Source organism: Bacillus sp. JJ1566, assembly GCF_036962685.1.
Classification (GTDB): Bacteria; Bacillota; Bacilli; order Bacillales; family Bacillaceae_L; genus Ferdinandcohnia.
In genome coordinates this window covers 1-13,037 of record NZ_JBALOP010000032.1, presented here as the reverse complement: position 1 = coordinate 13,037, position 13,037 = coordinate 1, and the positions used below count along the sequence as shown (strand labels likewise).

The following is a 13,037-nucleotide window of genomic DNA, read 5'->3' as shown; positions in this document are numbered from 1 at the left end:
GGCGGATGCCTCAGATTTTTCAAAGGAAGTTTTCGAGCATAGGATCAAAGACTAAGAACGCCACTTCCTGTGGCAACGTCTTTGTTACCCACATCGTGTGGGCCTAAAAAATCTGGGCGCAAATACGCCAAGGGCGTATTTGATTTAAGGAGGTACATAAATGAAAAACAATGATCTATTTAAGATTACGAGAGAGCCGATTCATGTTGAAGAGGTGACGAATAAAGTTATTAGACGTGAAGCGGGCGCCGTTACTACCTTTATCGGAACGGTTCGAGAATTTACGAGAGGAAAGAAAACCCTCTATTTAGAATATGATGCATATATTCCAATGGCAGAAAAAAAGCTTGCTCAAATTGGTGAAGAAATTTCGATGAAATGGCCTGATGTGAAAACGGCTATTACCCATCGAATCGGTCGCTTGGATATCTCCGAAGCGGCTGTTGTCATCGCCGTCTCCACACCACATCGTAAAGATGCTTACGCTGCAAATGAATATGCAATCGAACGTATAAAACAAATCGTCCCTATCTGGAAAAAAGAGCATTGGGAAGATGGGGAAATGTGGATTGGAGATCAGTTAGAAACGAAACAATATCCAACTGGTCGACCAGAAGAGGAGGATTTGAAATGATTACGATTTTATTTTTTGCCCATCTACAGGATATGGCGGGGACGGATAGAATCGCGTTACATACAGATAAGATAACCGTATCATCCTTAAAACAGAGGCTTGCAACTGATCATGGTATGAAAAATCTTGATCAAATCATGTTTGCCATTAATGAAGAGTATGCAGAAGATGACGATATTATTAATGCAGGAGATACAGTTGCTTTAATACCACCAGTAAGTGGAGGTTGATTATTAATCAGCCACCACCCTGGTGGTTATTTTTTTGCACAAAAAATCAGATTTTTTATAAAAATACAATTGATTTTATTTTTATACAGACTTATAATGATACTTATTCTACATTTATTTAAAAAAAGAGGTGGATATATTGAAAGCGGCAATTATAGGGGTTACTGGCTATGGCGGAATTGAACTATTGAGATTACTGGCAAACCACTCAAGCTTTGAGGTGCATTCCGTTCATACTTCGTCACAGACAGGGATGAGGCTTTCAGAGGTCTACCCCCATGTTACTAATCTTGTAAATCATTCATTAGAAGAAATTGATATCCCGAAAATTGCAAATGAAGTGGATGTTGTTTTTCTCTCAACACCATCTGGAGTTTCAACAACCATTGTTCCTAGGTTATTGAAGGAAAATGTGAAGATTATTGATCTTTCAGGGGATTATCGGTTAAAAAAACCTGATTTATATGAACAGTGGTATAAAAAGCCAGCTGCATTACAAACAGACATTAACAAAGCTACATATGGTTTACCAGAATGGTATATGGAAGAAATTCAGAATAGTAGTTTTATTTCAAATCCAGGCTGCTATCCAACTGCAACTGTACTTGGGTTAGCGCCAATTATAAAAAATAAACTGATTGATGAGAAATCAATTGTAATAGACGCAAAATCAGGTATCTCTGGAGCAGGAAAAAGTCCATCAAGAACAACACATTTTGCTGAAAGTAACGACAATTTTTCAATCTATAAGGTGAATCAGCATCAACATATTCCAGAAATTGAACAAGTGATACAAGGCTGGGATGATTCAATTCCATATGTGACATTTAGTACACATTTGGTGCCAATGACAAGAGGAATCATGTCTACGATGTACATAAATAGTGCAGTAGATTCACTTTCATTGGATCAGCTTTATGGACTATATAAAGAAAGCTATCAGGATTCTCCATTTGTGAGGATTAGAGAAAAGGGTTCCTTCCCTTCCACAAAAGAAGTCTATGGCACAAATTACTGTGATATCGGCCTTGCATTTGATGAAAGAACAAACCGAATTACCGTGGTTTCAGTTATCGACAACTTAGTGAAGGGTGCTGCCGGTCAGGCAATCCAAAACGCGAACATTATGTTTGGTTTAGAAGAAACAACAGGATTACAATACGTTCCATTATTCCCATAAAGATGTCTAAAAAGGAGTGACTTTGCATGATAGAGATAAAGGAAATTCAAGTATTAAAAGTAGAAGAGGGTTCTGTCGTAACCCCAAAAGGATTTAAAGCAGCAGGTGTTCATGCCGGTTTACGTTATTCAAAGAAGGATCTAGGGGCAATTATTTGTGATGTTCCGGCGAACTGTGCAGCCGTTTATACGCAAAGTCATTTTCAAGCCCCTCCTTTAAAAGTGACAAAAGAAAGCATTGCCGTTCAAAATAAATTACAAGCAGTTGTAATTAATAGTGCTTGTGCGAATGCATGTACGGGTGAACAAGGGCTATTAGATGCATACGAAATGAGAGCTGAATCTGCTGCCCATTTTGGAATCGAGGACCACTTAGTAGCGGTTGCTTCAACGGGTGTTATCGGAGAGCTCCTCCAGATGGATAAAATTAAAGCTGGCATTAAACAACTTGAACCCACTAGTACAGATGAAGCTGCTCATGCTTTTCAAACAGCAATTTTAACGACTGATTTAGTGATGAAAAAAGCATGTTATCAAACAACTATTGATGGAAAGATCATCACAATTGGTGGCGCAGCAAAGGGTTCAGGGATGATTCATCCAAATATGGCGACGATGTTAGGTTTTGTAACAACAGATGTAAATATTGATTCTGAATCCCTCCAAGCAGCAATGAAAACTGTGACAGATGTGACATTTAACCAAATCACAGTAGATGGTGAAACCTCAACAAATGATATGGTACTGGTAATGGCTAGTGGGTTAGCTGAAAATAGTCAGCTCTCACCAGAACATCCTGAATGGGACTTATTTGTGACAGCCCTTAAGTCCACTTTCGAAGACCTTGCAAAGCAAATTGCAAAGGATGGAGAAGGGGCTACCAAACTCGTAGAAGTGAATGTAACAGGTGCTTTATCTGATGAAGATGCACGCATTATTGCGAAAAAGATTGTAGGTTCAAACCTTGTAAAAACAGCAATTTATGGTGCTGATGCGAACTGGGGAAGAATTATTGGGGCGATTGGCCATAGTACAGCTACGGTGAATCCGGATTTTGTCGATATTTCCATTGGCTCTATTTTAATGCTAAAAGGAAGCCAACCAGTGACTTTCTCGGAAGAGCTAGCAAAAGAGTATCTAGAAGGAACCGATATTGTCATTCACGTTGACCTCCAGTTAGGAAATGGTGCCGGAACGGCTTGGGGCTGTGACTTAACCTATGATTATGTCAAAATCAATGCAAGCTATCGCACGTGAGGAGACTTGAAATGCAAACAATTGTTATCAAATGTGGAGGCAGCATCCTAGCCGAGCTGTCGGACTCATTTTTTAATAGTATAAAAGAGTTAAAAGAAAGTGGATTTAGGGTCGTTGTTGTTCATGGGGGTGGCCCTGAGATTGGTCAGTCACTAGCCTCTTTGAACATAGAAAGTGAATTTGTAAATGGACTGAGAAAGACAACAAAGGAAGTCCTTGATGTTGTTGAAATGGTATTATCAGGAACGGTTAATAAAAAAGTCGTCGTCGATTTAGAAAAAGCCGGAATCCCTTCAGTTGGCTTATCTGGCTGTGATGCAAAACTAATTACAGCAAAGCCTGTTAACTTTGAACAATTAGGTTATGTTGGTGAGATTGAACAGGTCAATGTTTCGTTCCTAGAATTTCTTTTGTCGCAAAATTATGTTCCAGTTGTCTCGCCTATCGGGATTGACGAGGATTTTACAAAGTATAATATCAATGCGGATACAGCAGCAGCTAGTGTTGCTATCGCATTAAAGGCAGAGCATTTATTATTCGTTACAGATGTGGATGGTATTAAAAAAGATGGTGAAGTCCTACCTTCGCTTTCCGCGGATTCTGTTCTATCACTCATCGATGAGGGAACCATCTACGGAGGGATGATCCCAAAGGTAAAAGCAGCCCTCTCGGCATTAAATGATGGGGGACTTAACGAAATCACGATTATCAACGGAAAAAGCTCGTTGTTGTCAGTTGATGGATCATTAAAAGGCACAAAAATCGTAAAGGAACTAGAGGTGGTTTAATGGATGCACTATTTCCAACCTATGCAAGATGGGATTTGACCGTTGAATCCGCAGAGGGTGCAATCATTGTTGACAATACAGGAAAGAAATATTTAGATTTTGTTACTGGAATCTCAGTTTGTAATCTCGGACATCGCCACCCGGCTGTAGTCGAAGCCGTGGAAGAACAACTGAAAAAATATTGGCATGTATCAAATTTATTTAAATCTGATATTCAACAAGAAGTAGCTGGGAAGCTAGTTGCGAACTCAGAACTAGATGCAGTTTTCTTCTGTAATAGTGGTGCTGAGGCAAATGAAGCAGCATTAAAGCTTGCTCGTAAATACACGCAAAAGTCAAAGATAATTACGTTTAAGCAATCCTTCCATGGCAGGACATTCGGAACGATGGCTGCAACAGGGCAAGACAAAATCCATTCAGGATTCGGACCACTTCTACAGGAATTTGTCTATCTTCCATACAATGATTGTGAAGCGTTAGAGCAAGCAATGGATGATTCAGTCGCAGCAGTTATGGTTGAAGTTGTTCAAGGAGAGGGCGGAGTCGTTCCTGGAACAAAAAAGTTTCTAAAAACGATTGAAGAGCTTTGTAAGAAGCATGGTTCACTTTTCATTATTGATGAAGTTCAAACGGGGATTGGTCGAACTGGAAAAGCGTTTGCTCATCAACATTTCAATCTATCACCAGATATAATTACATTAGCAAAAGCTTTAGGAAGTGGTCTTCCTGTTGGGGCAATGCTTGGAAAGGAAAAGCTTAAGGAAGCATTTGGACCTGGCTCACATGGTTCTACATTTGGTGGTAACCCAATTTCATTAGCAGCCGCTAAAGCTACATTATCAATCATTTTTGAAGAAGAGTTTTTAGCAGAGGTTGAGAAAAAAGGTGTATATTTAAAAGCGGAACTTACAAATGCATTAGCAGAACAAGACTTAGTTAAAGAGGTTCGTGGAAGTGGATTAATGCTAGGAATTGCTTGTAATGATGAAGTTGCAGCAAACATTACAAAACTACGTGAAAATGGACTGTTAGTTCTTCAAGCTGGACCAAATGTCATTCGACTTTTACCGCCATTAACGGTAACCTACGAAGAAATCGATAAAGCAGTTAAGATGATAAAGGATTGTCTTGTTGCCGAGTATATTTCTTAACTTTTCCCTAGGAGTTAGGTTTGTATGAAACCAATAGTCATACATGAATTTTTTTTGAATAACTTTGTATAAAAATACGTATATACAAATAAAAATACGGGGTGAAACCATGAAGGGATATTTACACTTAGAGAATGGTGAAAGCTTTGAAGGAACTATTTTTGAAAATAGCACAACTACAACAACTGAGGGCGAAATCGCATTCTTTACAGGAATGACTGGCTACCAGGACGTGATAACCAATCCTTCCAATAAAAAACATATCATTGTTTTCACTTACCCCCTTATCGGTAATTGCGGAATTAATGAAATTGAGTTTAACACGGAGCCCGAGGTTGCTGGAGTTATTCTATATGAAACAAAGGATAACCACTCTCATTATGATGGCAAATACTCACTCAATCAGTATTTGAAGAAGTGGAATATTCCAATGCTTTCACATGTGGATACACGTGCAGTTGTGAAAAGAATACGAGACAAAAAGCTAGAAAAAGCAATCATTAGTAAGCAACCTGCTCTAGCGGAGGTACTGAATTAAGTTGCTACAGACATTGTATAAACGTAAAGGTTAGGAGAGAAAAGTTTATGCCTAAAGATCATTCAATTCAATCTATATTAGTAATTGGCTCAGGTCCTATCGTCATCGGGCAGGCAGCAGAATTTGATTATTCCGGAACACAAGGTTGCAGGGCACTAAGGGAAGAAGGCTACAAAGTTATTTTAGTGAATAATAATCCTGCAACCATTATGACCGATGAAGTCAATGCCGACGTTGTGTATTTTGAGCCACTTACAGTTGAAAGCATCGAGAAAATCATTGCAAAAGAGCGTCCAGATGGATTACTTGCAACCCTGGGTGGTCAAACAGGCTTAAATTTAGCTTTTAGCCTAAGTGAACATGGAGTTTTAGATAAATATAATGTAAAAGTTCTTGGGACATCAATTGACTCTATTAAAAAGGGAGAGGACCGAGAGGCTTTTCGAAGCTTAATGAATGAATTAAATGAGCCAGTCCCTGACAGTGAAATTGTTACAACTGTTGAGGAAGCAATTGCTTTTGTGGAAAAGATAGGATTTCCAGTCATTATTCGTCCAGCATACACATTGGGGGGAACAGGAGGAGGCATTGCGCACGAGCAGCAACAATTGATTAAGCTTACAAAAAATGGCTTGTCCGAAAGCCCGATTACTCAATGTTTGATCGAAAAAAGTATTGCTGGATATAAGGAAATTGAATATGAGGTCATGCGTGACCAAAAAGGAACCTGCATAACGATTTGTAATATGGAAAACATCGACCCAGTTGGTATTCATACAGGAGATTCAATTGTTGTCGCTCCATCACAAACGTTGACAGATGATGAATACAAAATGCTCCAAGCCTCATCTGCAAAAATTATCTCTGCGTTAGGTATTGTCGGTGGATGTAATATTCAATTTGCACTGGATCCTTATAGTAAAAACTATTATCTAATTGAAGTAAATCCGCGCGTAAGTCGCTCTTCAGCACTTGCATCAAAAGCAACGGGCTATCCAATCGCCAAAATCACAGCAAAGCTTGCTGTTGGCTATACATTAGATGAATTAATCAACCCGATTACAGGAAATACATTTTCTAGTTCGGAACCAGCATTAGATTATGTGGTTGTAAAATTCCCGCGCTTCCCATTTGATAAGTTCACAGATGTTCCAAATGTACTTGGAACACAAATGAAAGCAACTGGAGAGGTCATGTCACTTGATGTGAATCTGGAAGGTGCCATCCAAAAGGCGGTCCATTCCTTAGAGGGAGAAAACGAAAGCTTACGATTACCTAAAATAGAGAGCCTCTCAAATCAGGAGCTTCATCAACTTGTTGAAGAGGGGAGTGAAAATCGATTTTTTGCGGTACTTGAGCTTTTTAGAAGAGGAACTACCGTAGAGGAGATTCACGAAATCTCAAAAATTGATTCGTTCTTCTTGGACATTTTCAAGTCTTTAGTGAAATATGAGGTTAAAATTAGCCAACACTCGGTAAATGAATTTTCAAGTGAATTCATGCAAGAGATAAAAGAAAAAGGGTTTACTGACGAATATATTGCTCACCTTACTGGTGAGGAAGAAAAGACAATTCGTGCAAAACGTAAGGAACTTGGTATCATTCCTAGCTATAAAAGTGTAGATACATGTGCTGGCGCATTTGCCTCCGAGTCATCTTATTATTACTCAAGCTATTTTGGTGAAAATGAAACACAAGGTTCTACAAATCAAAAGGTATTAATTCTAGGCTCTGGTCCAATTCGAATCGGCCAGGGAATTGAATTTGATTATAGTACTGTCCATGGAATTTTCGCTTTACAAGAGGAAGGCTATGAGACGCTCTTACTTAATAACAATCCAGAAACAGTAAGTACTGATTATGAAATTGCAGATAAATTATTTTTCGAGCCATTAACATTAGAACATGTGTTAAACGTAATCGAAGCTGAAAAAGTGGATCAAGTGATCGTACAATTTGGTGGCCAAACAGCCATTAATCTTGCGCAAGAACTAGAGGCATCAGGTGTATCAATTGTGGGAATTACTCACGATGTCATTGACCAGCTTGAGGACCGTGACCGTTTTTATAAACTGTTAGAAAAAGCAAGTATCCCACATATTCCTGGTGAGATTGCTGAAAATACGGAAGAATTAGTGGTAAAGGCATCGCAAGTCGGCTACCCAGTGCTAATCCGTCCTTCCTATGTAATTGGTGGGAAGGGAATGATAGTTATCAATGATGAGGGAGAGCTTATATCGTTTGTAAAAGGGATCCCAAATGATTCATATCCGCTCTTAATTGATGCATATGTACCCGGATTAGAAATTGAAGTTGACTTACTTTCTGATGGGAACGAAATTCTCATTCCTACCATTGTTGAACATATTGAAAAAGCAGGCGTTCACTCTGGTGACAGTCACGCGATTATGCCAGCTGTTTCATTATCTGAAGAAAACAAGAAAACAGTCACTGACTATGCAGAAAAAATTGTGCGCGAACTACAATTTAAAGGGATCATGAATATCCAATTTGTTGTGGCTGACAATCAAATTTACGTACTAGAGGTGAACCCTCGTGCTAGTCGTACAGTTCCAGTCATCAGTAAAATTACAGGAATTTCAATGGCGCAGCTAGCATCAAAACTTGTACTTGGAAAGTCATTACAAGAGGTATCAGCGCAGACTGGCTTATTACCTGATTTACCTTACTTTACGGTGAAATATCCTGTCTTCTCAACCTATAAACTGCTTGGCGATCCAACGGTTGGTCCAGAAATGAAATCAACTGGTGAAGGGATTAGTATTGCAGCAACAATTGATGAGGCTTTAACAAAAGTTTTCCATAGCTATATTCTTTCAAAAAAAGGTGCAGACGAAATCGTTTTCGATACGGAACAGATTCCAGCAGAAACAAAGACAATTGCGAAAGAATTTGGATTAAACATTTATGCTGCAAATGACGTTTCAGAATGGAGCAAGAGCGAAAAGGCTTTAGCATTTGTAAGTCTAAAGAATGATGAAAAATCGAAAAAGAATAAAATAGAGGCAAGCCAAAAACGAATTCATGTATTTACGGAAATCGAGACATTACACGCATTTTTAAAAGCATTTCGTGATTCCCATTTTTCAGTCATGTCTATTCAAGAACGTAGAGGTACATTCAATAATGAGAAAGAAGTGATTAGCAAATGACAACTACTTTAAAACATAATTTAAGTAATGCCTTAAAAGGTAAGGATTTACTTACACTTATAGATTTAACGCAGGAAGATATTATCGTTCTATTAGATTCAGCAATAGAAATCAAGCAAAAGCATAAAAATGGAGAAGAAACTGCTTATTTGAAGGGTAAAACGTTAGCAATGATCTTTGAAAAGCATTCAACCCGCACGAGGGTTTCCTTTGAAGCGGGAATGCTTCAGTTGGGAGGAAACGCAATATATCTAAATAGCAATGATATGCAGTTAGGCAGAGGAGAATCGATTGCTGATACAGCAATGGTCTTATCTGAGTATGTGGATGCAATCATGATTCGAACATTTGAGCATGAAAAAATTGAGGAGCTTGCGCAGTTCGCGAGTATCCCAGTCATTAATGGCTTAACGGAAGATTTTCATCCATGCCAAGCGTTAGCTGATTTACTAACCATCTATGAACAAAAGAAAACCTTTAAAGGCAACAAACTTGTCTATGTTGGAGATGGTAACAATGTAGCCCATTCGTTAATGATTGCTGCCGCAAAGGTAGGCTTAGATTGTACAGTTGTTTGTCCACCTCAATATGCTCCGAAAGAATTTATTGTAGAGAAAGCAAAAGAAATTGCGAAAGAAACCAATGCAGTCATTGAGGTTAGCCATGACCCAGTCGGTGGCTTAAAAAATGCAGACTATATTTACACAGATGTTTGGGCGAGTATGGGCCAAGAACAGGAACAGCAAGAGCGAATGCAAGCATTCATGCCTTTTCAAGTAAATTCCGAGCTTGTGAGTGCCGCTAAGGAAGATTATCATTTCATGCACTGTCTACCTGCACATCGTGGTGAAGAGGTTACAGCTGAAGTGATTGATGGACCACATTCTGTAGTATTTGAACAAGCAGGAAATCGCCTCCACGCTCAAAAAGCTGTATTAAAAGCAATAATGGAATAAAGAATCTTTATGCCTCGGTCTTCAATGGTACCGAGGCTTTTTTCATGATTTTAGACATGAGTGGGTATAGTAATCATGTATGACTATTCAAAAGGAGGATTATGATGGGGCAAAGTCATGAATTTCGTGCAGGTCAAAAAGCACCGAATAATGGGATTTATGTAGAAATCGGCGAAACTGGAGATATGGTTAAAAACCCGAAAAGTGTAAAACTAAGTGCCGGTGACTCATTCCCAGAAAACTCTAATGACAACCGAAAATGGACATATAAAAGAAAGCCGTGATAAAAAAAAGACCCAATCGGGTCTTTTTTTCATATTAATGATTAGGTTCCTCTACAGGCTCATTTGGAATTACAGAACCTAAAATAATAATTAGGGCTGTAACAATAACGGCTACGATTGAAGCTGTCTTAAAGGAATATGTAGCCGCCTGCATTGATCCAATAACATATGAAGCCATTTGGATTAAGAGAAAGGTCCAAAAGAATGTCCAAAAATAACGCAATGTCTTCACCTCGTTAAACAATATCTGTAATTAGTTTACCACAATTGTCATCTGATAGAAAAGCTATTTGTAGGCATTTCCCCCTTTCATCTTTAATTTCACAACATACACTTATAATGAAGGACGAAAATCAGGAGTAGGAGAAGAGAGCGATGGTACAAAACAAACTTTTTTTCAAGCTCGACACGGAGTGGTCTGTTCTTCATTTGCCGAAACGTCCAAATGGCTTCGCTGTTTTAATTATCGGGGATAATACAAATTTTGTAGAAGAGGGCACAAGCTATTGGATCCAAAACTACGCTAGGTCTCAAATTCTCGAATACCTTAAGGATGAAGGTTACACAGTTTTTTATTCAAATTTATATGGTGCAAACTGGGGAAATCCAGCTTCTGTCAAATTGGCTACACAGCTCTATCACATCATTATGAAACGAGAAATCCTAAACAAACGCATTCATATTCTAGCGGAGGGAATGGGAGCATTGACAGCCATGCATTTAAGCAAAAAGCTAAAGAGAGAAATTCGCTCTATGGCTTTTCTAAATCCTTGCATTGATCTAGTGGCACATATCGATAATGAAAGAAAAAATAAATTTTTTTATAAAAAGCTAATAAAAGAAATTGCACGAGCTTATCAACTTGACGAAAGAGAAGTTGAAACAAACATTGAAAAACTTGCACCAAGGGATCATTTACTTTTTCCGAATATCCCAATCAAAATTTGGCATAGCACAAATGAAAGGACATACACTCCTGAAATCCACAGTAAGAAATACCAAGGTGATAATGAGATGGTTACCTTAAGCTATCATATTAGTGAAAACACGTATGCTTTTAGTCGGTCAATTGGTAGCTATTTTAAAGAGAATGAAAAGGAATTATGAAAAGTCCCGATTCTTTTCAAGAATAGGGACTTTTTATTTACGCAATCGCATACGATACTGTAACAAAATGTATAGGAGATGTTACAAGTGAAGAAGGTCATACTATTCGACGCTTTCTCGTTTGTAGGATATGGACTCTGTTGTAGAATGATCGATCAAGAAGTTCAAGTGGTTGGAGTAGATGCAAAACCTAGGGATAATAGCTCCGAAGAGGATAAAATGCTACGCATTGGGCGTAATGCTTTTTTTGAATTTATTGAATACCCAAAAGCGATGGTGGATCAAAGTATTTTTTTACAAACTGATGCCGTGATTTACCCATGGATTAATCCAAACTCCACAGAACGCATTGAAGAAAAAGAGGTAAAGCTACAATCTGTGCTTGAATACTGTAATGTGACAAAAACAAAGCTTATACTAGTTTCGGCACATTCGATAGAAAGGAATACAAATTGTAATTTAGAGGATGAACTTGATGATAGCTGGTATTCCAAAATAAATATTAAGAATAGTTTAAATGAGCATCAAAAAGTTCGAACGAAAAATATTGAGTTTTTGTTTACGTTTATCGATTTTTCAATTAAAGAGTTGGGGGAAGCGATTAATATAAAAAATGACCACGAAGAGTGGATTTCCCAAAACTTTTACGCCTAGATACTTCTTTTGCTTTCCTATTCCTAAAAAGTACAATAAAATAAAGTAAGATGGGATTATTTTGTTTTTTGTTTTTTGAAGGAGTTGTAGGAATGCAAAAGCTGTTTAGGTGGGTGACACTCTTATTCCTTTTAACCAACCTCGTATCTTGTGGCCAAACTGATGCCGATACTGGGGTGAAAAAAGTAGGCTTACTCGTACCAGATACAATTGATGATCAAGTATGGGGTACAGAAGGATATAAGGGGTTATTGCAAATAAAATCAAAATTTCAGGTTGATGTCTTTTATAAAGAAGGAATTACTTCGGAAACTGCGACACGAACAGCTGTAGATGAATTTGTTGATAAAGGCGTTAATTTAATATTTGGTCATGGAAGTGAATATGCTGAAATTTTTAATGAGATTTCAGATGAATATCCTAATGTCCATTTCATATTTTTTAATGGAAATACAAGAAAAGAGAATGTTACAAGCCTAAACTTTGATGGGCATGCAATGGGATTTTTCGGTGGCATGGTCGCGGGAAAAATGACAAATGCGAACAAAGTCGGTATCATTGCAGCATTTGAATGGCAACCAGAGATTAATGGATTTTATGAAGGTGTGTTATTTCAAAATGATGAAGTGGATGTAGATATTGGCTATGTTCAAAACTGGGATGACGATGAAAAGGCAATTTTAATAGCAGAGAGAATGATAGCCGACGGTGTTGATATTATTTATCCTGCCGGGGATGGGTACAATGTCCCTGTAATCGAAAAACTTAAAGAAGAAGGTCTTTATGCGATAGGTTATGTGTCAGACCAATCTGATCTAGGGAAAGAAACAGTATACACAAGCACAGTGCAGCATGTAGATCAACTCTACTTATTAGTTACAACAAAATTTAATGATGGCGAACTTAAATCGGGAACCCTTTATTTTGATTTCCAGGACGATGTCATTTCTATGGGTACCTTTAGCCCGAAGGTAGATAAAAATTTTATAAATGAATTAACTGGTTATATTAACGTATATAAAGAAACAGGGGACCTGCCTTCCAAATAAAAAAAGCTATCACATAGGTATTATGGTACCTATAGAT

The 13,037-nt window shown here is 38.0% G+C and carries 14 protein-coding genes; 13 read left to right on the top strand and 1 reads right to left on the bottom strand.

What is annotated here, in order from left to right; genetic code table 11:
- Nucleotides 1-160: 160 nt before the first annotated feature.
- From V7112_RS13720 to V7112_RS13675, 10 genes are all read left to right on the top strand, one after another.
- A complete protein-coding gene (locus V7112_RS13720; RefSeq protein ID WP_335420646.1) occupies nt 161-634 on the top strand; it encodes a molybdenum cofactor biosynthesis protein MoaE in 474 nt (157 codons plus the stop codon).
- Nucleotides 631-864 (top strand): molybdopterin converting factor subunit 1, encoded by a 234-nt coding sequence (moaD, locus tag V7112_RS13715; protein WP_335420643.1) that lies wholly within the window; start codon nt 631-633, stop codon nt 862-864. Before V7112_RS13720 ends, moaD begins: the two co-directional genes overlap by 4 nt.
- 139 nt (nt 865-1,003) lie before the next feature.
- Entirely contained in the window at nt 1,004-2,044 is a 1,041-nt protein-coding gene (gene argC, locus V7112_RS13710) for an N-acetyl-gamma-glutamyl-phosphate reductase (protein WP_335420640.1), read from the top strand.
- Between the two features lie 26 nt (nt 2,045-2,070).
- The gene (gene argJ / locus V7112_RS13705) at nt 2,071-3,300 is read left to right on the top strand and encodes a bifunctional ornithine acetyltransferase/N-acetylglutamate synthase (RefSeq protein ID WP_335420637.1); all 1,230 of its coding nucleotides are present in this window, start codon (nt 2,071-2,073) and stop codon (nt 3,298-3,300) included.
- 11 nt (nt 3,301-3,311) lie between these two features.
- Nucleotides 3,312-4,088: an acetylglutamate kinase gene (gene argB / locus V7112_RS13700; protein ID WP_335420634.1), complete on the top strand. Its 777-nt coding sequence runs from the start codon at nt 3,312-3,314 to the stop codon at nt 4,086-4,088.
- Entirely contained in the window at nt 4,088-5,239 is a 1,152-nt protein-coding gene (locus V7112_RS13695) for an acetylornithine transaminase (protein ID WP_335420630.1), read from the top strand. The genes argB and V7112_RS13695 overlap by 1 nt, the downstream gene beginning before the upstream one ends.
- 109 nt (nt 5,240-5,348) lie before the next feature.
- Nucleotides 5,349-5,777 (top strand): carbamoyl-phosphate synthase domain-containing protein, encoded by a 429-nt coding sequence (locus V7112_RS13690; protein ID WP_335420628.1) that lies wholly within the window; start codon nt 5,349-5,351, stop codon nt 5,775-5,777.
- 47 nt (nt 5,778-5,824) lie between these two features.
- Nucleotides 5,825-8,950: a carbamoyl phosphate synthase large subunit gene (locus V7112_RS13685; RefSeq protein ID WP_335420625.1), complete on the top strand. Its 3,126-nt coding sequence runs from the start codon at nt 5,825-5,827 to the stop codon at nt 8,948-8,950.
- Complete coding sequence (gene argF, locus V7112_RS13680) at nt 8,947-9,906, top strand: ornithine carbamoyltransferase (protein WP_335420622.1); 960 nt, start codon at nt 8,947-8,949, stop codon at nt 9,904-9,906. Before V7112_RS13685 ends, argF begins: the two co-directional genes overlap by 4 nt.
- A 104-nt stretch (nt 9,907-10,010) precedes the next feature.
- A complete protein-coding gene (locus V7112_RS13675) occupies nt 10,011-10,190 on the top strand; it encodes a YjzC family protein (protein WP_335370371.1) in 180 nt (59 codons plus the stop codon).
- A gap of 34 nt (nt 10,191-10,224) precedes the next feature.
- Here V7112_RS13675 and V7112_RS13670 read toward each other — a convergent pair whose 3' ends face one another.
- The gene (locus V7112_RS13670) at nt 10,225-10,413 is read right to left on the bottom strand and encodes a YjzD family protein (protein ID WP_335370370.1); all 189 of its coding nucleotides are present in this window, start codon (nt 10,411-10,413) and stop codon (nt 10,225-10,227) included.
- A gap of 152 nt (nt 10,414-10,565) precedes the next feature.
- Here V7112_RS13670 and V7112_RS13665 point away from each other — a divergent pair, with 152 nt between their 5' ends.
- The 3 genes from V7112_RS13665 to V7112_RS13655 all read left to right on the top strand — a co-directional run bounded on the left by V7112_RS13665 (nt 10,566) and on the right by V7112_RS13655 (nt 13,000).
- Nucleotides 10,566-11,297 carry an alpha/beta hydrolase gene (locus tag V7112_RS13665; protein WP_335420617.1) on the top strand — a complete coding sequence of 244 codons (732 nt, stop codon included), beginning with the start codon at nt 10,566-10,568 and terminating at the stop codon, nt 11,295-11,297.
- 87 nt (nt 11,298-11,384) lie between these two features.
- The gene (locus V7112_RS13660; protein ID WP_335420614.1) at nt 11,385-11,951 is read left to right on the top strand and encodes a hypothetical protein; all 567 of its coding nucleotides are present in this window, start codon (nt 11,385-11,387) and stop codon (nt 11,949-11,951) included.
- Between the two features lie 92 nt (nt 11,952-12,043).
- Entirely contained in the window at nt 12,044-13,000 is a 957-nt protein-coding gene (locus V7112_RS13655) for a BMP family ABC transporter substrate-binding protein (RefSeq protein ID WP_335420611.1), read from the top strand.
- Nucleotides 13,001-13,037: the final 37 nt, after the last annotated feature.

Bases quoted from the DNA above. Each gene is read 5' to 3' on its own strand.
- V7112_RS13720 (WP_335420646.1), top strand. From the start codon at position 161: ATGAAAAACAATGATCTATTTAAGATTACGAGAGAGCCGATTCATGTT.
- V7112_RS13665 (WP_335420617.1), top strand. From the start codon at position 10,566: ATGGTACAAAACAAACTTTTTTTCAAGCTCGACACGGAGTGGTCTGTT.
- V7112_RS13655 (WP_335420611.1), top strand. From the start codon at position 12,044: ATGCAAAAGCTGTTTAGGTGGGTGACACTCTTATTCCTTTTAACCAAC.
- V7112_RS13685 (WP_335420625.1), top strand. From the start codon at position 5,825: ATGCCTAAAGATCATTCAATTCAATCTATATTAGTAATTGGCTCAGGT.
- argB (WP_335420634.1), top strand. From the start codon at position 3,312: ATGCAAACAATTGTTATCAAATGTGGAGGCAGCATCCTAGCCGAGCTG.
- V7112_RS13690 (WP_335420628.1), top strand. From the start codon at position 5,349: ATGAAGGGATATTTACACTTAGAGAATGGTGAAAGCTTTGAAGGAACT.
- moaD (WP_335420643.1), top strand. From the start codon at position 631: ATGATTACGATTTTATTTTTTGCCCATCTACAGGATATGGCGGGGACG.
- V7112_RS13675 (WP_335370371.1), top strand. From the start codon at position 10,011: ATGGGGCAAAGTCATGAATTTCGTGCAGGTCAAAAAGCACCGAATAAT.
- argF (WP_335420622.1), top strand. From the start codon at position 8,947: ATGACAACTACTTTAAAACATAATTTAAGTAATGCCTTAAAAGGTAAG.
- V7112_RS13695 (WP_335420630.1), top strand. From the start codon at position 4,088: ATGGATGCACTATTTCCAACCTATGCAAGATGGGATTTGACCGTTGAA.
- argJ (WP_335420637.1), top strand. From the start codon at position 2,071: ATGATAGAGATAAAGGAAATTCAAGTATTAAAAGTAGAAGAGGGTTCT.